The sequence below is a fragment of the Aeromicrobium phragmitis genome (assembly GCF_003674095.1).
GTDB lineage: Bacteria > Actinomycetota > Actinomycetes > Propionibacteriales > Nocardioidaceae > Aeromicrobium > Aeromicrobium phragmitis.
Window position 1 is genome coordinate 1 of the sequence record NZ_RDBF01000012.1, and the last position, 17,803, is coordinate 17,803.

Consider the following 17,803-nt stretch of genomic DNA (forward strand, 5'->3'; position numbering starts at 1 on the left):
ACACGGCCGGCAGGTCATCGCGCGCGGTTTCAGCCTCATGCAGGCGGGCGGCCAGCTGATGCTCACTCCACCCGTTCGCCTGAGCGATCACCGACCGCACCGCCGCGACCTCAAGCTCCCGCGCCCGCGGTTCGAGCTCCCGCTCAATCCGAGCAGTTTCGGCGTCGAGGTATTCCAGCATGCCCGACCAGCGGCGGTACTCCGCGAGAGCGTTCGCGTGCCGCAAGTCGGCCAGGAAACCGACCCGGACGTCAGAGCTGCTCTCGATCATGTTTCCAACCTAGAGAAGGCCACCGACACTCCCACGACCTTGTTCACAACCCCCACGTGGTCTCGATACACGGCTCGCAGAGCTCGCCGCTACTCGACCACCTACCCCGGCCATAGGTGGTCGAGTAGGAGGTCGCTCAGCGACCGACGTATCGAGACCACGTCACGTGAGATGTGGTCTCGATACGCTCCCTCGTTCCTCGGTCGCTACTCGACCACCTATGCGGGCGTGCTTCGTCACTCGGTTGCTACTTGACCACCTACAACTTAGGTAGGTGGTCGAGTAGGAGGTCGCTCAGCGACCGACGTATCGAGACCACGTTTCGTTACCTGGTCTCGATACGCGGCTCGCAGAGCTCGCTGCTACTCGACCACCTACATGGGAGCTCGCTGCTACTCGGCTACCTAGCCCCGGGAATGGTGAAGGCCCCGCACTGTTGTGCGGGGCCTTCACGTCTCCGGCTCAGGACTTCTTGTCGTCGTCCTCGATCGCGTCGAGCTCTTCGTTGCGCTCTGCGGTCTCGTGGTCGGCGTGCGGATCGCCCTCGTAAAGCTCCTCGGCGGGGGCGTCGTCGTTGTCCTTGGTCGCGGGAATCTCCGGACGATCGTCCTCGGCGTTGATGACCTCGCCCTGAGGGTCGGTCGCGTCGCCGAACTCCGGAGCCGTCTGCTGCGGCGCCGGCTCCTCGTCCAACTTGGTCTCCGGCTCCGGCTCCGCCGTCGTCTCGGCGTCAGCGTCGCCCTCGTTCTCGGACTTCTCCTCGGCAACCTCGTCGGCCGAGACGACCTCGCCCTCGCCGGCCTCCTCGACCGTCTCGGTGCGACCGCCGTGGCCCTTGCCCTCGTCGTCGACAGCGATGTTGCTCTCCGCCGCGATCTCCACGTCCTCCTCGCGGCTGTGCGAGATCGGCTCGTTGAGGTCGGCCTTGTCGCCCTCGTCCGACTCGCCGGTCACGGTCGCCTTGGCGCCCGCGCCCATCTCCTCGGTGTCGGAGAGCGTCGCGTCGTCGGCGCGGTCCTCAGCGTCGGGCTCGGCCTCGGTGGCCTTGTCCTCGTCGCCGCCGGTCGCGGCGGCAGCCGTGGCCGCCTCGGCCTCGGTCACCACGGCCTCGGACTCCTCGGCGGTGGGTTCGCGCTTGACCGATGCGAGGAGCATCTGTGCGACGTCGAGCACCTCGACCTCGACTCGCGCCTCGCCCGCGGCCTGCTTGGCGGTGAGGCCGTCGGACAGCATCACGCGGCAGAACGGGCAGCCGACGGCGATCTGGTCGGCACCGGTCGCGATGGCCTCCTCGGTGCGGTTGATGTTGATTCGGGACCCGAGGGTCTCCTCCATCCACATCCGCGCGCCACCGGCGCCACAGCAGAACGACGTCTCGCTGTTGCGCGGCATCTCGGCGTACGTCGAACCGGGGATCGCGCCGAGCAGCTCGCGCGGGGGCTCGTACACCTGGTTGTGGCGGCCGAGGAAGCACGGGTCGTGGTAGGTGATGGTGTTCTGCGCCTCGCCCTTGGCCGGCGGGACCGGCTTGAGCTTGCCTTCGCGCACGAGGCGGTTGAGCAGCTGCGTGTGGTGCACGACCTCGAGCTCGACCCCGAACTCGGCGTACTCGTTCTTGAGGGTGTTGAAGCAGTGGGCGCAGGTGGAGACGACCTTCTTGGCCTTGGTCTCCTTGAACACCTCGGCGTTCTCCATCGCCAGCTGCATGAACACGATCTCGTTGCCGGCGCGGCGAGCCGGATCGCCCGAGCACGTCTCGCCGTCACCGAGGACGGCGAAGTCGACGCCGGCGATGTTCAGCAGCTCCGCGACGGCCTGCGTGGTCTTCTTGGCGCGGTCCTCGAACGCGCCGGCGCAACCGACCCAGAACAGCCAGTCGACCTCATCGAGGCTCTCCACATCGGTGCCGACCTGCTTGACCTCGAAGTCGAGGTCCTTGGCCCAGTCCATGCGGTTCTTGGGGTTCATGCCCCACGGGTTCCCCTTGCGTTCGAGGCCCTTGAAGATGTTGTTGAGCTCGGCGGGGAAGTTGGACTCCACGAGCACCTGGTAGCGGCGCATGTTGTCGATGTGGTCGACGTGCTCGATGTCGACGGGGCACTGCTGCACGCAGGCGCCGCAGTTGGTGCACGACCAGAGAACGTCGGGATCGATGACGCCGAAGAGCTCCTCGCTCCCGACGAGCGGACGCTCGAGCTCACGCTGCTGAACCTCGGTGAGGGTATCGCCGTCCTGCTCCAGCAGCGGGATCTTGGCGTAGGCGTGCTCGCGCAGGCCCATGACGAGGAGTTTGGGGCTGAGCGGCTTCTCGGTGTTCCAGGCGGGGCACTGGCTCTGACAGCGACCGCACTCGGTGCACGTGGTGAAGTCGAGGATGCCCTTCCAGGTGAAGTCCTCGACCTTGCCGACGCCGAGCTTCTCGAAGTCCTCCTCCTCGAGGTCCTCCATCTTCTCCATCGACAGCTGCTCGCCGTTCAGGTACAGCGGGACGAGGCCGCCGAGGGCGACGTTGCCGTCGGACTCACGCTTGAAGTAGATGTTGAACCAGGCGGTGAAGCGGTGCCACGCGACGCCCATCGTGATGTTGCGGGCCAGGACCCCGAGCCAGACCATCGCCATGAGGATCTTGGCCAGCGCCACGACCACGATCACGTTCTCGGCGCCCGTGGCGGACAGGCCACCGAACAGGGTCTCGCCGATCCAGCCGGTGAGCGGGAAGTGCGCGAAGTTGGCGTCCGTGGAGCCTTCGGCCTGCAGCAGGCGGTACTCCGAGGCGCGGATGATGACGCCGGCGAGGCCCTCGCCGAGGATGATCAGCTCGACGAAGTAGGCCTGCCAGAAGGTCGACCCGAAGAAGCGGCTCTGGCGGGCGAGGCGCTTCGGGTGATGCTTCTGGCGGTAGACGATCAGGTAGACGATGCCGAGGACGGTGAGCCACGACAGCGCTTCGGTGAGCCAGACGAACGGGTACCAGGTGCCGATGATGGGCAGCATGAAGTGCGGGTCCCACACCTGGAAGTAGCCGGTCAGCACGGCCGTGCTCAAGTAGATGAAGCCGGCGAACACCAACCAGTGCATGATGCCGACCCAGGTCCACTGCAGCATGCGCGTGTGGCCGACGGTCTCCTTGAGCATCGTGGCCATGCGCTTGCCGGGCTGATCGGTGCGGTTGACGGCGGGCTGGCCGGCCTTCATGACGCGCAACATTCTGCTGACGCCGACGACGGCCAGGTAAACCGCGACTGCGGTGACGGCGAGCGAGATCACTCCCGCGACGATCGAGACCGTGCTCATGGGATCCTCCGGATCGGACCGTACAGGTGGTGCTGAGACTAGTCGCCCGAATGCGGCCCAGTTCACTAAGGCATGCCATACCGGGTGAGTTCGTTCACGCGCTGGTCATGTTACCCGGGGGTAACGAGCGCGCCAGTCTCGGGCACCTCATGCATGGGGCTGCCCGCACCGGCCGGCACGAGCCGGACGACGGATGCTCAGGTGGCGCCCGCGTCGAGGACCGCCCACGAGCCCAGGGCCGACGGTGCGAGAACGGACTCGATTCCTGCCTCCCAGAAGGCGGTGCGGGTCGCGTCTGCGCCGTCGCAGAAGTGCTCCCACCCTTCTTGGTGGGCCACGACGACCCGCGATGCGCCGAGGATCTCTGCGGCAGCCGCAGCGCGAGCGGCGGTGAGGGTCAACGGCCTTCCCTCGAATTTCGCTGCGACCCGCGCACCTCCCGCGTTGAGCACGGCAACATCGACGTGCCCGGCGTGGTCGCTCACCTCTCGCACGACCGCGAGCGACGCGTTGTCACCAGCCACGTAGACCACCGGCCCGGCGGGAGGTTCGATCAGGAACCCGGTGACGTCGCAGTTCACGACGCCGCTCGGGTCCGCGCCGTCCGCCGGACCGTGGACCGCCGGGGTCGCGGTGATGCGCACTCCCGAGTGGTGGGTCACGCGTTCCCAGGGGCGCAGCCCCCGCGCCTGCGGACCGAGTTCCGGGGCCGACGTCGGCGTGGAGAGCACGAGTGGTGCGGCACGGGCGTAGGCCCGTCCTCGGGCGTCCAGGTTGTCCGCGTGCTGGTCGTGACTGACCAGCACGACGTCGACCGGGCCGAGTTCATCGGGTTCGACGGCGGTTCCGGCGGTCTTGGCGAGGTAGCCGTAGGCGCCGGGCGGGTCGAAGGTGGGGTCCACGACGAGCCGAAGACCGTGAAGATCGATCACGGTCGTCGGCCCGCCGAGCACGGCGATCCCGAAGGGCACCCGCGTCGGGCCCACCCGCACCGACGACGGCGGGGTAGGCTCGCCGCGATCTCCCGAAGGACGTCGCGGGAGCGTCATGACCAGGACCGGCTCATTCGATGTCCTCCAGATCGACGTGTCGTCGGTCTGCCGCGAGGTAGCCGCCGAGGGCGATCAGCGCGCCACCGAGGACGATGAGGACGACGGGGGTGTAGGCGTAGTCCATGACGTTGCCGAGCCACGCCATGTAGTAGGCGTAGCACGCCGGAATGATGCTGGGCAGCGCATAGGCGACGCCGTAGCCGGAGGCCCGGATCTCGGTGGGGAACAACTCCATCAAGAAGGCCGTGATCAGCGCCCAGATCATCAAGCCCGGCAGGATCACGAGGATGCCGAGAGCGAACAGCAGCGCTCCGTTGTCACGGTTGCTGACGGCGAGGGCGAAGGCCGAGGAGCCGACGACCGCGGAGGTCAGCCCGATCCCCATGATCACCTGCCGGCGGCCGAAACGCTGCCCGAGCGCGCCCATCACCGGGAAGAGCGAGGCGCCGACGAGCGCTACCACCAGGATCGTGGCGTTGATGTTGCCGTCGCCGACTCCGAGGCCACGGAAGTGGTTGGCGAAGACGCCGACGGTGCTGTTCATCGTGAGCCACGCTCCGGTCACCGCGACGAAGGACACGGCCATGACCCGGAGGTGTCGGCGGGAGAACAGCTCACGCAGAGGGTTTCCGGCCGGCTTCGATGCCTTGGTCCAGATCTCCGACTCCGGAACCGAGAACAGGTAGTAGAGGAACAGGGCCGAGCACAGCAGGAAGCCGAGGAGGAACGGGATGCGCCATCCCCACACGGCGTAGGCCGAGTCGGCGTCCCCTGTGGGCAGGACCGACATCGTGGCCAAGGTGACCAGCGTGATGAACGCCAGCGCGAGCGGGAATCCGGTGTTGATCAAGGAGCCGGCGACTCCGCGGCGATGGGCGGGCGTGTACTCCATCGCGAGCGGGTTCGCTCCCGTGTACTCCCCGCCGAGGAAGATCCCGTCGAGCAGTCGCAGGACGACCAGGATGGCGAGAGCGCCGACGCCTAGGGTCGAGTAGCCCGGGAGCACCACCATGGCGCCCGTGCAGATGGCTGAGCCGGCGGCGGCGATGAGCGTGATCCTGCGGCGGCCGACCCGGTCGCCGAGCGGGCCGAAGAGTAGCGACCCGAGGGGGCGTCCGATGATCGAGGCCACGAAGATCAGTGAGAAGAAGATCGCCGTGTCGGCGGTCGACGTCTCCGGCGGCATGAAGTAGGCCATCGCCGGTGCGAGGACGATGACCGGCAGGTAGACGTCGTACATATCGACGAAGAACCCGAAGACGGCGGCGCCGAGGGCGCGCCGGCCCTTCGCTCGAAACTCGGCAGACTCGCGATCGGGGGCGCCCGGTGGATCGGGCTCGAGGGGTTCGGTGCCGAGGTTCGAGGCGATGCTGCTCATTCGGCACCTCCGAGGACGATGCGGCGGGCGGTCGGATCCGTTGGGGTGGGCGCCTGAGCGTTCTCCTCGGAAGCGGCACCGCCGTCGTAGGTGCGGATCGGCCGGTGGCGTTCGGTGTTCACCTCGAGGCGGAAGATGTCCATGCGGTTATAGGTGCCGACGACGTCGTGGGCCTGCTTCGGGACGATCCGGGTGCGGGTGTCGATGTCCGCGTAGAGGATGCCCTCATCCTCCACCAGCGGTCCGGCGATCGGGTGCCCCACGGGATCGAGGATCATCGAGGCACACGGGTGAGCGCGAAAGGCCTTCTCGATGTCCGGATCGCCCTTCGCCACGAGATCGATCATGGCGTCATCCAGGCTCGTCGCGGCGACGATGTTGTAGACCTTCGCCTCGAAGCTGTGCGCGGCCGAGCGGAGGCGGATGCTCTCGGTGAGGTCGTAATCGCCGCGGTCCGAGGAAGCGTCGAACGGCCAGGCCGGCGGGTACGTGGCGATGTGGACCTCCTCGCCCTGGGCCATCACCGCGAATCGCGCGAGCGGGTTGGTGTTCTCGCCGCAGATCAGAGCGGCGACCCGCGCTCCGTCGAGGTCGACTGGCGTCAGGTCGTGCCCGTCGCCGTGCGACCAGGCCAGCCGCTCGCTCCAGGTGGCGACCAGCTTGCGGCGGTGGTTGACCAGCATCCCGTCGCTGTTGAACATCAGGTTGGCGTTCCAGACGGTGCCGACGGAGACGGGGCTGACCTCGTTGACTCCCACCGAGAGGTTCACGCCGTGCCGGCGGGCGATGGCGCCGAGCCGCTCGGTCTCGGGGCCGGGAACCTCGATGGCGGACTCGACGAGACGCACCTGGAAGTCGTGCTGCTCACGTGGCGGCAACACGTTGTTCCAGACCGGGAAGCCCGAGACGAACGTCTCGCCGAACGCGACGAGCTGAGCCCCGTTTCCTGCGGCTTCGGCGACGAGCCCCTCGAGTTTGGTGATCGTCGCATCGGTGTCGAAGGGGACGGGGGCAGCCTGGACGGCGGCCACCCGCAGTTGGGTGAACTGATTGACGGGTCTGTTGCCCATGAGAGTCTCCTGGGAACGTGGGCGCGGGTTGTCGAAGATTTTCGACAACACTCCTCGATGGGCCGAGGAGTTGCGGTACCCTACGACGACGAGATCCAGGTCACAAGGGTCTCCTGGTAACAATCGCGTTCCGGTCCTGTGTCGGAATGTTTCGACACTGTGCGGAAGGAAAAGCCAGCATGTGGGAAGAACTCGTTCGTGCCGGGCTGGACCCCAAGGAGGCGCGGCTCTACCTTGCGGTGCTGGAAGCCCAGCGATGCACGGTGGCCGAGGCGGCGACTCTGGCGGACGTCACGCGCACCAATGCCTACGACATCGCTCGAAAGCTGGTCAATCGCGGGCTGCTGAGCCTGACCGAGGTCGGGGCGAGTGGCAAAGCGGGCGCTCGTGGGCGGGCCGTCCTCACGGCGAACGATCCGGGTCATCTACTCGATGAATGGACGTACCGCAAGAACCTGCTCGACGATCTCGTGCCGCGGCTGAGAGCGTTGCGCGGTGACGGTCAACACCAGCCGCGGGTCAGGTTCATGGCCGGGGAAGCCGGCATTCGCGCGGCGCTCTTCGAGACCTTGTCCTGGCCGAGTCCGCTGCGTGGCATCTTGTCGATGAAAGACCTCCTGACGGTTCCCGGCTCGTCCGCGATGCGCGAGTACATCGAAGGGCGCAGAGAACGGAACCTGTTCCTGCGCGTCGTCCGGTCGCCTGAGCGCGACTACCCGTCCGGGTGGCCCACCGACGCGGAGGATCTTCGCGAGACGCGCTACGCACCCGAGAGTCACATCTTCACCATGACGATGATCGTCGGGCCGCACGCCGTCGCGGTGTTGTCGTCGCGACGCGAGAACTTCGCGATGATGATCGAGAGCGCCGAGTACGCGGAGACTCAAGCGCATCTGTTCGAGGTGCTGTGGCAGGTGAGCCAGGTGGAGACGCGCTGAGGGTGCCCGTCCTCGCGGACGTCAGCTGCGCCGTGTGCGAGCCGCGCCGAGCACGACCGCCGCTCCCGCGACGAGACCCACTGCGGCCAGGACGAGGGCAGCATCCACGCCCCCGGCGTCCGGGAGAGCACCGCCGGCCCGCGCCGGACCGCCGGCGGAAGGCCGGACGGGCTGATCGACCGCAGGCTCCTCGGGCGAGGGTTCTTCAGCGGGCGGCTCCGGCACGGCCGCTGGGACGACGGTGACGGTCGCGGAGTCGGTGACGCTGGGATCACTGTCGAGGGTCGCCGTGATGACGTGCTCGCTCGCGGCCGGGAAGGTGATGGTGAGCCCGTCGATCACATCGCTGGGATGGTCGCTGGTCAGCGTGACGAGCTCGGGGGCGTCTGGGCGCGCATTGCCGAAGCGGTCGGCACCCTCGACGGTCGCCGTGAGCGACTCGCCCTGATCGACCCGGTCAGGAAGACTCAATGCGAGTGAGGCGATGTCGCCGGGTGTCACGGCGATCGTCGCGGTGGTGGTCAGCTCGGGCTCTCCGGGAAGCGTGACCGTCACGATGGCGTCGCCGGCGCGGGTCAGGAGCACGCCGTCGTCGGTGACGTCGACGCCTTCGGTCTCCGAGACGACGACCTCGTCGGTGACGTCGCGGATGGGGAGCTGGTCGCTGAGGAGTTCGACCTCGAACGGCACCACGTCACCGGCGGTCACCGCCGTCGTCTCGGGACGGAGGGCGATGCGGTCGGGGGTCCACTGGGCGTAGACGGTGCGGTCCGCGGTGAGCGGTGTCGTCGTGGTGAACTCCTCGCCGCCTTCGCGCGCCGAGAACCAGCCGGCGAGGGTCCCCGCGGCCGGGGAGGGAGCGAGGTCACGCCCTCCGGCGGCGAAAGTGCTCGCGTAGACGCGGACCCGTTCCGGCGTCTCCTCGCCGACGGGCAGGTTCGGCTCGAAGGTCACCAGGTAGTGGTGTCCGGTGACGTCGACGGAGACGTCGGCATTGGTGATCGCACCGGCGTTCGCGATGGTGCCAGCACCCTTGATGGCTCCGTCGCCGGTGATCCGGCCGGTCGCCGTGACGGGGACGGTGATGCCGTCCTGGACGATGAGCGCGGTGTCGGCCGGCAGAATCAGCTCGCCGGCGACCGTGAGGGACCCGAATGGCGGTTCGCCGTTGTCCGGGACGTAGTGACGCGCGCCGATGGCCGAGATCTCGTGCGAACTCGAGGACGCCGTCACTCGAGCGTGCTCGCCGATGACGACATCACCGCCGTCCTCGTTGGCCCCACCGGCGTACCCACCGCCGATACCGAGTCCGAGCTCACTGCGAGCGACGATCTCACCGCCGAGGAGATCCACGGTGGCGCCTTGTGAGCTCAGGCCTCCGCCGATCCCGGCGCCGCCCCGTCCGCCCAGCGCCGTCACCGTGCCGCCGGTGATCAGCACCTCACCACTGGTCGCCGCCACAGCACCAGCACCGATGCCCGCTCCGTGCAATTCGCTACGAGCTTCGACCGTGCCGCCGGTGATGACCACGCGACCACCCATGCCTCGGAAACCACTGCCGATGCCGGCGGAGCGCGGGCCGCCGGTTGCGGTGACCGATCCACCGGCGATGAAGACGTTGCCCGCGTCGCCATCGACGGAACCGCCGATCCCGGCGCCACCGTCTCCGCCCTCCACACCGGGCGCGCCGATCGCCGTGATCGTCCCGCCGTTGATCACCAACGCCGCGTCCGTCGTTCGGATGCCTGCGCGTCTGCTTCCGGCCGGAGCTGCCGTGGTCAAAGCTCCTCCGCCCACGCCGTCCACGATCCTGAGATCGGAGCCGGGTGCGAGCTCCACGCCGTCGGCCGTGAGGTGGTGCCCGGCGAGGTCGAGGGTCAGACTTCGCCCGGTGGCGAGGACTCCCGTGACGTCGATATCCGCCGCCAGGGTGACGGTGGAATCGGTGCCGCTCGACGACACCTCGCTGCGCAGCGCTTCCGCGTTGTTGACCGCGGCCGCGTGAGCGGCCGGGACGGCGAGCAGTGCCGCCGCGCACGCGAGGACGAATGCAACAAGGAAGGCGAAGACACGGGGACGAGCGACGGAGGTCGCAGCGGTGCGCACGGCCTCACTGTAGCGGATCTGCATCGTCCGGAATGACGAAAACCGCCAAGGCGGCTGCGATGGCGACGCCCCCGAAGGCCCAGCCGTAACCGGCCGACGTGACCACGGCTCCGACCAGGGGCGGGACGGCAGCGGCCGTGAGGTACTGCCCGGTGTTCTGGAAGCCGAACGCCCGTCCGGACCAGAACGGTCCCGCGCGTTCGGCGACTGCCGTGAACGCCAGCCCGTTGTCCGCGACCGTGACCACGGTGGCGGCGACCGCGAGGGCGATACCGATCATGCTGCCCTGGAGGAGTCCGAGCCCGAGCATGATGGCCGCCGCGGCGATCGCGACCCAGCGCATCGGTCGCAGACGCGACCCGAGTCGATCCGACCACCATCCGACGCCGATGCGGCCGGCGGCGGACAGGAGATGGGTGACGGCGACGAGCGCTGACGCTGCGGTGGTGGACCAGTGGTGCGCGTCGATGAGCCACAGCAGCAGGAACGTCCAGATCGCGTACTGCGGGATCACCAGCAGCGCCGAGGCAAGGTGGATGCGCGCGAGCGTGCCGTGACCGCGGTAGGGATTGTCCCGGCGAGTTCCGGGTGTCGGTGCCGGGCGCTCGGGGCGCGGCGGATCGACGATCGCGAGCGAGACGAGGGTTGCGACAGCGGCGACGACCGCCACGGTGAGGATCGCCGGACGCAGGCCGGCAGCGTCCACGACGTTGGGCACGAGGAGCGCGGCCGCGCCGACGCCCAGCGGCAGCGCGGTCTGACGGATGCCCATCGCGAAACCTCGACGGCGCGCGGGAAACCATCCGACCACGAGGCGGCCACTCGCGGCGTTCGTGCTCGCGGCGCCCACGCCACACAGGAAGAACCAGGCGCCGAGGACGCCGAGCGAGTCGCTCGTGAAGGCGCCGGCAGCGCCGATCGTGACGAGTGCGAGCCCGGCCGCCATTGCGAGACGTTCGCCGAACCGGTCGACGACGGCGCCCCACGCGACGAGGCTCAGCATGGTGCCCACCGTGGGCGCAGCGGCGAGGGCGCCGGCCGAGACCAGGCTGACGTCCTCGCGCAGATGCAGATGCGGGATGAGAAACGGCGGCGTGCTCACCACGAGCGTGCCCGCGAGCTGCCCGAGCATGCCGATGACGAGCATCAGCCACGGACTCGGCGATCGCGTCACGCTCGCATCTTCTCAGCGCCGGTCGGGACGCCTGCCCCGGCCTCCGCCGGAACGGCTCAACCGCCGTAGCTGGGGTACTCCCGTGTCGGATCGGCAGCCTCGACGTGGAGGACGCTGTCCGAAGCGAGCGCCCGGATGTCCGGTTCAGCCGCGCCGACACCCGCCCAGTGAGGATCGACGTCCGACGCGAGGAACCAGCGATGGTCCGAGGGCCAGCACAGCGCAGGTTCGGTGCTGCCGACCCGGGAGGCCCAGGTCATCCAGTCGTCGAGGGTTCCTCGTGCGATCCGGTAGCTGCGGATCACCAGGTCGAGGACGGGCGGCGAGTCGAATTGTGGGTGTCCGGACCCGTCCCACAGCGCGAAAAACAGGTCCGTTGACGAGTCGGAAGCGGGAGATCCGTCGTCGAGAAACAGCAGAGACACCTCGTCAGGCTAGGCGAACTCGGGCCGCTAGCCGGGCAACGGTGCTTCGTCGCGCGGGCGAGCGCGAGAATGCTGGGCATGCCGAATCGCGAGAGGCAATGGTCCAAGGCACTGGACATCCCATTGACGGTGTCGACGCTGATCTTCCTGGCTGCCTACGCCTGGCCGATTCTCGATCCCGATCTCAGCCGCGGGTGGCGTCAGGCGTGTACGACAGCGGTGTGGGCGACCTGGGGGTTGCTCGGGATCGACTTCGGCATGCGGCTCTACCTGGCCGAGGACCGGCGGGACTTCGTCCGGCGCCATCCCCTCGATCTGGCCGTGCTCATCCTGCCGCTGCTCCGGCCCCTGCGACTGCTGCGGCTGATCACCCTGCTGACGGCGCTGAATCGCTACGCGGGTTCCTCGTTGCGGGGCAAGATCGGCGTCTACCTGACCGGTTCGGTGAGTCTGATCATCTTCGTCGGGGCGCTCGCCGTCCTCGACGCCGAGCGCGGACACGGTGGGCCGATCCAGTCCTTCGGCGATGCTCTGTGGTGGGCGTGCACCACCGTGACGACGGTCGGCTACGGCGACATGTATCCGGTGACCGCGACGGGTCGTCTGGTCGCCGTGTTCCTCATGCTCGGCGGCATCGCCACCGTGGGCGTGGTGACCGCCTCGTTCGCGACGTGGCTGCTGGACCAGATCCGCGAAGAGAAGACCTAGGCGACGCGGACTCAGAGGTACTTCTTCATCCCGACGTGGCTGGCGGCGTAGCCGAGGCGTTCGTAGAACCGGTGGGCGTCCTTGCGCTGGGCGTTGGACGTCAACTGGATGCGGGCGACCCCGCGACCGCGGGCCTCGTCCTCGATGTACTGCATGAGTTCAGAGCCGAGGCCCTGGCCGCGACGGCGTGACGCCGTGCGGACCGACTCGACCTGGCAGTAGAGGGCGCCGTTGCCGTTCAGCATCCGCATGTACGTGACCTGGGCGGTGGCGACCACGACGCCGTCCACCTCGCCCACCAGCAACCGCTGATGCGCGTCACCGGTGATCTCCTCGAGCGCGGCCACGAGCTCGGGTGTCGGCTCGCTCGGCTCGTCGGCGTAGTAGTGCATCGAGTCCTCGGCGGTGAGCGCGAGGATCGCGGGCAGATCGGCCGGCGTCGCGTCGCGAATCTGCAGCCTCACGGCAGGACGCAGAGGTGCGCGAGGGCCTGCTTGAGCAGGTGCCCGCGGCCGCCTTCGAGCTCGTCGAGGATGCCCGGCATCGCGGCGTCCTCGGGCGTGAGCCAGGTGAGTTCGAGGGCGTCCTGGCGTGGATCGCACTCGCCGGTCACCGGCACGATGTAGGCGAGGGCGACGGCGTGCTGGCGCGCGTCGTACATCGGCGTGACGCCCGGCACCGGGAAGTACTCGGCCACTGTGAACGGGGTGATGGAGGGCGGGACCTGCGGAAAGGCCGTCGGGCCGAGGTCCTTCTCGAGGTTGCGAATCAGCGCGCCTCGGATCGACTCGCCGTGCAGCACGCGACCCGAGACGAGCGTTCGAGTGATTCCGCCGGTCTGTGCCGATCCGCGCAGCAGCAGGCCGACGTGCTCGACCTGGCCGAGGGCGTCCACCCGGATCGGCACCGCCTCGACGTAGAGGATCGGCACACGTGAGCGCGTCTCTTCGAGCTGGAACTCCGAGAGCCAGCCGGGATTGGGATCAGGGGTGCGGACCGAAGACATGCTGCCCATTGTGGTCGATGGTCGGCTCAGGAGCCCGATGACGCCGCCGTCATCGTCGGAACGAACACCGCCACCATGAGTGCCGTCTGGGTGGCCGCGATGGCGTCCTTCACTCCGGCGCTGGCCCAATCTCCCTCGCTGATGTGCGCCGCAGCGGCCTTGGCCTGCTTGCGCTCGTGCTTGTCCACGACGAGCTTGAGTTGGTCGCTCGCGTGCAGCAGTCCGATGAGCGGGCCCGTGCGGCCGTCGGCCGGCTGCCCCTGCAGCAGACACGCGCGAACGCGGTTGCGGAGTCCCTCGCGACCGGCGAGGTCGATGACGTCGTGGCGCCGGAGAGGGAACCCGAGGAACGTCTCGTTCCGAGGTCGCAGTTGGCCGTTCTCACACAGGCGGCGGTAGGCGTTCTTCACGCCGTTCTTGCCCATGCGGCCGACCGCGTCGCTGGCGCGACGCTTCTTGCCGTCACGGATGCGAGCCAGCGCGGCGTCGATCTCGGGGTCGGCCACGGGTGAGCCGTCGACGACGAAGACCTTGGCCTTCTTCGCGTTGCCTTCCACACCGATCCGGCCGGCCTTCACGAGGTCGAGCAGGTGCGCGCCGCCGAGGATCGCGTCGTTGTTGACGGTGCTGAGTAGCAGCTTGTGGGTGCCCGGGTGCGTCGCGATGAGGACGAGGTCGGTCGCGGTGCCCATGCCCCGAGCCTACGACGACGGTGACCCGTCTCCGCCACGCAGTCGCAGGGCCGACCCGCCGAGCACCAGCGCGACGGCGACGAGGATCAGCACACCTGACATCGGCGAGCCGGTAGCGGGCAGGAACGCGTCGGCGATCCGAGCCGGCCAGCTCCGCTCAGGTCCGGCGTCCGCGGTAATGGGCGTCAGGCCCGCCGCGCCGCCGAGCGCGTCCTCGATGGCATCGACGACACCGGACTCGTCGCCCTCGTCGGTGGGTACCTCGCCGGCGAGGTCCGGAACGACGAGCCGCGAGGGGTGCTCTGGCGAGTTGTGAATCGTCACGACACCCAGCGCGCCCGGGAGTTGTTCCAAGGTGGGTGCGAGGTGCGGCAGGTCGAAGGTCTGCACCGAGATCCGCAGCCGGTCGCCGGGGTTGATGACGGCGCCGGTCGGAAACACCTCGACGTCGACGGGTGTGACCTCCCCGGGCGCGCGGAGTCGGCGGGAGTCGCGGGTGAACGGGTGCCAGGGCTGCACGATCTCGTCGCCGAGCTTGACCGACTTCTCCTCGTCCAGCGCGGCCAGCGACATGACCTGCCAGCCGCCGGTCAACCGTTCCACCCGTCCGTCGGGCTGGACGCGCGAGACGTGGACCGAGAGCAGCCCGTCGCCGGTCGTGCTCGACGCGTAGAGCCGGGCGGCGATCGGCCCGAGCATGTGCAGTGGCTCGGCGAGCGGCTCGGTCTCGAACACCACCCCGAAGCGGTCGTTGAGCGCGTTGTCCGTGTTGCAGGGGTTGTCGAGTGGGATCTGGTTGGTGACACCGGCGGTCCACTGGGTCGCCGAGCGCGAACACAGACCCGCGAGCGCGATCGGCGCGATCGACGAGCTGCCGCTCTCGACGTCGCCCTCGGTGAGCTGGCCCCCGCCGGAGATCGGGGCGGACGTTCCCGACAGGTGGTACACGGAGGCCGTCTGCTCGTCGAGATAGGCGTCGCGTTCGCGCCACTGGCCGGAACCGAGCTCGTAGTACGTGAAGTCGGCGATGTCGGCGTCGAGGGTGGGGTCGGGCAGATCCTTGACGTAATGGTCGAACCAGCGCAGCTGGAGTTCGTCGAGGGTGCCGTAGCCGGCCTCGACGATCTCGGCGCCGCTCGATCCCTGGAGGTGGTCCCACGGGCCGAGGATCATCTTGACGGGGACGCCGCGCTCGTGGAGTTTCTGGAAGACGAGCGGTGTGCCGCGTTGGAAGAGGTCGTAGTGACCGCCCACGAGGAAGGTGGGGACGTCGATGGCGGGGACCGAACGCGTCAGCGTGGACCGCTCCTCGTAGTAGGGCCCGTCGTAGGCCTGCTCACCGCCGAGGAACGCCTCCAAGAGCAGACCCAGACTCGACGGCGTGGTGCCGAGCAGGTGCTGCAGGACGACGGCGATCGCGTCGAGCGAGGTGCCGGGAATCAGGCCGGTGACGTTGACGAGACCGAGCCACAGCGGCATGAAGCCGACGTCGAGCTGCCCGCCGGAGGCGACCACATCGCGGTAGACCTCGGCGCTCGGGACCTGCGGGAAGATCGCCTCCAGTCCCGCGGGTTGTTGTCCGGCGGCGAACAGCTGGCTGATGCCCATATAGGAGGCGCCGGACATGCCGACGGCACCGTCGCTCCACGGCTGTTGCGCCGCCCACTCGACGACCTCCTTGGCGTCGAGCTGCTCGCGCTCGCCGAACACCTGCCAGACGCCGGGGGAGTTGCCGGTGCCGCGCGCATCGACGGTCAGGCGGACGTAGCCGCGGGAGACGAGGTAGTCGGCCTCGCCGCCGCCGAAGCCGGCCGCGGACAACGCACTCTTGTTGTAGGCGGTGATGGTGACGACGACCGGAAGCGGCTCGTTGACGACCTCCCCGTTCTCGTCCACCGGCCGCACCACGTCGCCGCGCAGCTCGAGACCGTCGGACATCGGAATCGCGACATTGCTCTCGGTCACCGACCCCGGATACTGCGCGGCCCGCGGGCTCCACGACGAGCCGGGGGCGCTGGGCTCTGCCGGGGCTGCGGACGGCGCGAGCAGCAGGCCGAGGGACAGGACGAGGACGACGACGCGACGCATGACCACCTCCGGAGTCACTGTGACCAACGACACAGCTGAGCGGAAGTTACTCGGGGGTCACCACTGCCGCGCCCGTAGGCTGGAACCGTGACCGAGGAACCCGATCCCCGACTCGTCGAGCTGGCGCATCAGCTGTTCGATCTCGCGCGGCAGGGCGACACCGAGCGCCTCGCCGCCTACGTGGACGCGGGGGCGCCGGCCGATCTCACCGACGCTCAGGGCAACACGCTGCTCATGCTCGCGGCCTACCACGGGCACGCGGCGACGGTCCGCGCGCTGGCCGAGCGGGGTGCCGACGTCGACCGGCTCAACGACCGCGGGCAGAGCCCGCTGGCCGGCGCCGTGTTCAAGGGCGAGGACGATGTCGTCGCCGCGCTGCGGGAGCACGGAGCCGATCCCGACGCCGGAACTCCGTCCGCCCGGGCCACCGCCACGATGTTCGGCCGCGAGGACCTCCTCGCCGACTAGTTCAGTTCGCGAAGCTGCGTGGTCATCTCGCCACCGGCATCGCCGGTGTTCACCGTGCCCTGAGGTTCGAACAAGATCACCTGGGTCTCGTGGTCGGCCTTAGGGCAGTGTTCGACGCCCTTGGGGACGACGAAGACATCGTTCGGGCCGAGAACCACGTCGCGATCGCGGAGCTGGATCGTCAGCTCCCCGCTCACCACCATGAACAACTCGTCGGTGTCAGGGTGCGTGTGCCAGACGAACTCGCCTTGCAGCTTGACCACTTTGACGTCGTAGTCGTTGACGCTGGTCAGGCGATGAGGATGCCAGTGCTCCGTGATCGTCGAGAGGGCGTCCTGAACGTTGCGCACGGTGTCGGTCATGTCCTGATTCTAGAAACGGCGCACAGGGCCATCGAGTCTCGCTGCTAGGCTGGAGCGCACACGACAGGGGAGCGCCATGCAGAGGGCGCTGAGAGTGCGGAGAAGCCGCAGACCCTTGAACCTGCTCCGGTTAGCACCGGCGAAGGGAGTCACGATGAGTTCTGCAACCCGACCTACCCTCGATCTGCGGTACCGCACGATCGATTTCGTCACCATCGCCACCCTCGGCGTCGCCTTCGGCGTCGTGTTCTGGGCGTGGGGCAAGCTCTACGAGCCGCTCAGCAACCTGGCGCTGTTCGCGTTCCCGCCATCGTCCGCGCTGCTCGGCGGCGTGTGGCTGATGGCCGGCGTCGTCGGCGGGCTGATCGTCCGCAAACCGGGCGCCGCTTTCGCCACCGAGTTCATCGCCGCGGCCGTCTCGACACTGATCATCGGCGGCACGCAGTGGGGCTTCAGCGTCTTCGCCTCGGGCTTCTTCCAGGGCCTCGGCGCCGAGCTGATCTTCCTCGCGTTCTTCTACCGTCGCTTCGGCATCCTGGTGGCCGCCGGCGCGGGCGCGCTCGCGGCCGCGTTCGAGTCGGTCTACGAGTGGTACTCCTACTACGCGGACTGGAGTTTCGGTTACCAGCTCGCGCACCTCGGCTTCTTCGTGGTGTCCGGCGTCGTCGTGGCCGGCATCGGCGGCTGGGCGCTGACCCGAGCGCTGGCCACGGCCGGCGTGCTCGACTCGTTCGCGGCCGGCCGCGAGTCCACCACGGAGGTCTAGCCGCC

The 17,803-nt window shown here is 68.6% G+C and carries 17 protein-coding genes and 1 riboswitch; of the genes, 4 read left to right on the top strand and 13 right to left on the bottom strand.

Annotated features, from left to right (window positions below; genetic code table 11):
* The 5 genes from D9V41_RS13595 to D9V41_RS13615 form a co-directional block, all read right to left on the bottom strand.
* A partial coding sequence (locus D9V41_RS13595; protein WP_133434192.1) for a hypothetical protein occupies nucleotides 1-271 on the bottom strand: 271 nt, incomplete at its 3' end.
* A 462-nt stretch (nucleotides 272-733) separates the two neighbouring features.
* Nucleotides 734-3,565, bottom strand: a complete 2,832-nt coding sequence (locus tag D9V41_RS13600; RefSeq protein WP_121795130.1) for a heterodisulfide reductase-related iron-sulfur binding cluster — start codon at nucleotides 3,563-3,565, stop codon at nucleotides 734-736.
* 197 nt (nucleotides 3,566-3,762) lie between these two features.
* Complete coding sequence (locus D9V41_RS13605; protein ID WP_121795131.1) at nucleotides 3,763-4,614, bottom strand: MBL fold metallo-hydrolase; 852 nt, start codon at nucleotides 4,612-4,614, stop codon at nucleotides 3,763-3,765.
* 13 nt (nucleotides 4,615-4,627) lie between these two features.
* Nucleotides 4,628-5,995, bottom strand: a complete 1,368-nt coding sequence (locus D9V41_RS13610) for an MFS transporter (RefSeq protein WP_121795132.1) — start codon at nucleotides 5,993-5,995, stop codon at nucleotides 4,628-4,630.
* Nucleotides 5,992-7,065, bottom strand: a complete 1,074-nt coding sequence (locus D9V41_RS13615) for a carbon-nitrogen hydrolase family protein (RefSeq protein WP_121795133.1) — start codon at nucleotides 7,063-7,065, stop codon at nucleotides 5,992-5,994. Before D9V41_RS13615 ends, D9V41_RS13610 begins: the two co-directional genes overlap by 4 nt.
* A gap of 179 nt (nucleotides 7,066-7,244) precedes the next feature.
* Between D9V41_RS13615 and D9V41_RS13620 the strand changes: the two genes are divergently transcribed.
* On the top strand, nucleotides 7,245-8,003 hold the full coding sequence (locus D9V41_RS13620; RefSeq protein WP_121795134.1) for a TrmB family transcriptional regulator: 759 nt from the start codon (nucleotides 7,245-7,247) through the stop codon (nucleotides 8,001-8,003).
* Nucleotides 8,004-8,024: 21 nt separating this feature from the next.
* Here the strand turns inward: D9V41_RS13620 and D9V41_RS13625 are convergent, their stop codons facing one another.
* The 3 genes from D9V41_RS13625 to D9V41_RS13635 are packed head-to-tail and all read right to left on the bottom strand — an operon-like array spanning nucleotide 8,025 to nucleotide 11,708.
* Nucleotides 8,025-10,109, bottom strand: a complete 2,085-nt coding sequence (locus tag D9V41_RS13625) for an InlB B-repeat-containing protein (protein WP_133434193.1) — start codon at nucleotides 10,107-10,109, stop codon at nucleotides 8,025-8,027.
* 4 nt (nucleotides 10,110-10,113) lie between these two features.
* Nucleotides 10,114-11,283 (bottom strand): MFS transporter, encoded by a 1,170-nt coding sequence (locus D9V41_RS13630; protein WP_208006866.1) that lies wholly within the window; start codon nucleotides 11,281-11,283, stop codon nucleotides 10,114-10,116.
* A 56-nt stretch (nucleotides 11,284-11,339) separates the two neighbouring features.
* Nucleotides 11,340-11,708 carry a hypothetical protein gene (locus tag D9V41_RS13635; RefSeq protein WP_121795137.1) on the bottom strand — a complete coding sequence of 123 codons (369 nt, stop codon included), beginning with the start codon at nucleotides 11,706-11,708 and terminating at the stop codon, nucleotides 11,340-11,342.
* A gap of 78 nt (nucleotides 11,709-11,786) precedes the next feature.
* Here D9V41_RS13635 and D9V41_RS13640 point away from each other — a divergent pair, with 78 nt between their 5' ends.
* Entirely contained in the window at nucleotides 11,787-12,416 is a 630-nt protein-coding gene (locus D9V41_RS13640) for a potassium channel family protein (RefSeq protein ID WP_121795255.1), read from the top strand.
* A gap of 11 nt (nucleotides 12,417-12,427) precedes the next feature.
* On the opposite strand, the gene D9V41_RS13645 is transcribed toward D9V41_RS13640, so the two are convergent.
* From D9V41_RS13645 to D9V41_RS13660, 4 genes are read right to left on the bottom strand one after another with little or no spacing between them, the layout of a single operon-like run.
* Nucleotides 12,428-12,880, bottom strand: coding sequence for a GNAT family N-acetyltransferase (locus D9V41_RS13645; RefSeq protein ID WP_121795138.1), 453 nt, complete (start codon nucleotides 12,878-12,880; stop codon nucleotides 12,428-12,430).
* Nucleotides 12,877-13,422, bottom strand: a complete 546-nt coding sequence (locus D9V41_RS13650) for an NUDIX hydrolase family protein (protein WP_121795256.1) — start codon at nucleotides 13,420-13,422, stop codon at nucleotides 12,877-12,879. The genes D9V41_RS13645 and D9V41_RS13650 overlap by 4 nt, the downstream gene beginning before the upstream one ends.
* A gap of 26 nt (nucleotides 13,423-13,448) precedes the next feature.
* Entirely contained in the window at nucleotides 13,449-14,114 is a 666-nt protein-coding gene (locus tag D9V41_RS13655) for a GOLPH3/VPS74 family protein (RefSeq protein WP_121795139.1), read from the bottom strand.
* A 9-nt stretch (nucleotides 14,115-14,123) separates the two neighbouring features.
* A complete protein-coding gene (locus D9V41_RS13660) occupies nucleotides 14,124-16,202 on the bottom strand; it encodes a CocE/NonD family hydrolase (RefSeq protein WP_133434194.1) in 2,079 nt (692 codons plus the stop codon).
* A gap of 87 nt (nucleotides 16,203-16,289) precedes the next feature.
* Between D9V41_RS13660 and D9V41_RS13665 the strand changes: the two genes are divergently transcribed.
* Nucleotides 16,290-16,670, top strand: a complete 381-nt coding sequence (locus D9V41_RS13665) for an ankyrin repeat domain-containing protein (RefSeq protein ID WP_121795141.1) — start codon at nucleotides 16,290-16,292, stop codon at nucleotides 16,668-16,670.
* Here D9V41_RS13665 and D9V41_RS13670 read toward each other — a convergent pair.
* Nucleotides 16,667-17,032, bottom strand: a complete 366-nt coding sequence (locus tag D9V41_RS13670; protein ID WP_121795142.1) for a cupin domain-containing protein — start codon at nucleotides 17,030-17,032, stop codon at nucleotides 16,667-16,669. The two genes, D9V41_RS13665 and D9V41_RS13670, sit on opposite strands and share 4 nt — an antisense overlap.
* Nucleotides 17,033-17,087: 55 nt before the next feature.
* Nucleotides 17,088-17,197, top strand: a riboswitch (TPP riboswitch).
* Here D9V41_RS13670 and D9V41_RS13675 point away from each other — a divergent pair.
* Nucleotides 17,187-17,798 carry an ECF transporter S component gene (locus tag D9V41_RS13675; protein WP_121795143.1) on the top strand — a complete coding sequence of 204 codons (612 nt, stop codon included), beginning with the start codon at nucleotides 17,187-17,189 and terminating at the stop codon, nucleotides 17,796-17,798. (Overlaps the previous riboswitch by 11 nt.)
* The last annotated feature ends 5 nt before the right edge of the window (nucleotides 17,799-17,803 follow it).

Coding starts and splice junctions, on each gene's coding strand:
- D9V41_RS13620 (WP_121795134.1), top strand. CDS start 7,245: ATGTGGGAAGAACTCGTTCGTGCCGGGCTGGACCCCAAGGAGGCGCGG.
- D9V41_RS13660 (WP_133434194.1), bottom strand. CDS start 16,202: ATGCGTCGCGTCGTCGTCCTCGTCCTGTCCCTCGGCCTGCTGCTCGCG.
- D9V41_RS13615 (WP_121795133.1), bottom strand. CDS start 7,065: ATGGGCAACAGACCCGTCAATCAGTTCACCCAACTGCGGGTGGCCGCC.
- D9V41_RS13670 (WP_121795142.1), bottom strand. CDS start 17,032: ATGACCGACACCGTGCGCAACGTTCAGGACGCCCTCTCGACGATCACG.
- D9V41_RS13605 (WP_121795131.1), bottom strand. CDS start 4,614: ATGACGCTCCCGCGACGTCCTTCGGGAGATCGCGGCGAGCCTACCCCG.
- D9V41_RS13650 (WP_121795256.1), bottom strand. CDS start 13,422: ATGTCTTCGGTCCGCACCCCTGATCCCAATCCCGGCTGGCTCTCGGAG.
- D9V41_RS13655 (WP_121795139.1), bottom strand. CDS start 14,114: ATGGGCACCGCGACCGACCTCGTCCTCATCGCGACGCACCCGGGCACC.
- D9V41_RS13610 (WP_121795132.1), bottom strand. CDS start 5,995: ATGAGCAGCATCGCCTCGAACCTCGGCACCGAACCCCTCGAGCCCGAT.
- D9V41_RS13600 (WP_121795130.1), bottom strand. CDS start 3,565: ATGAGCACGGTCTCGATCGTCGCGGGAGTGATCTCGCTCGCCGTCACC.
- D9V41_RS13675 (WP_121795143.1), top strand. CDS start 17,187: ATGAGTTCTGCAACCCGACCTACCCTCGATCTGCGGTACCGCACGATC.
- D9V41_RS13640 (WP_121795255.1), top strand. CDS start 11,787: ATGCCGAATCGCGAGAGGCAATGGTCCAAGGCACTGGACATCCCATTG.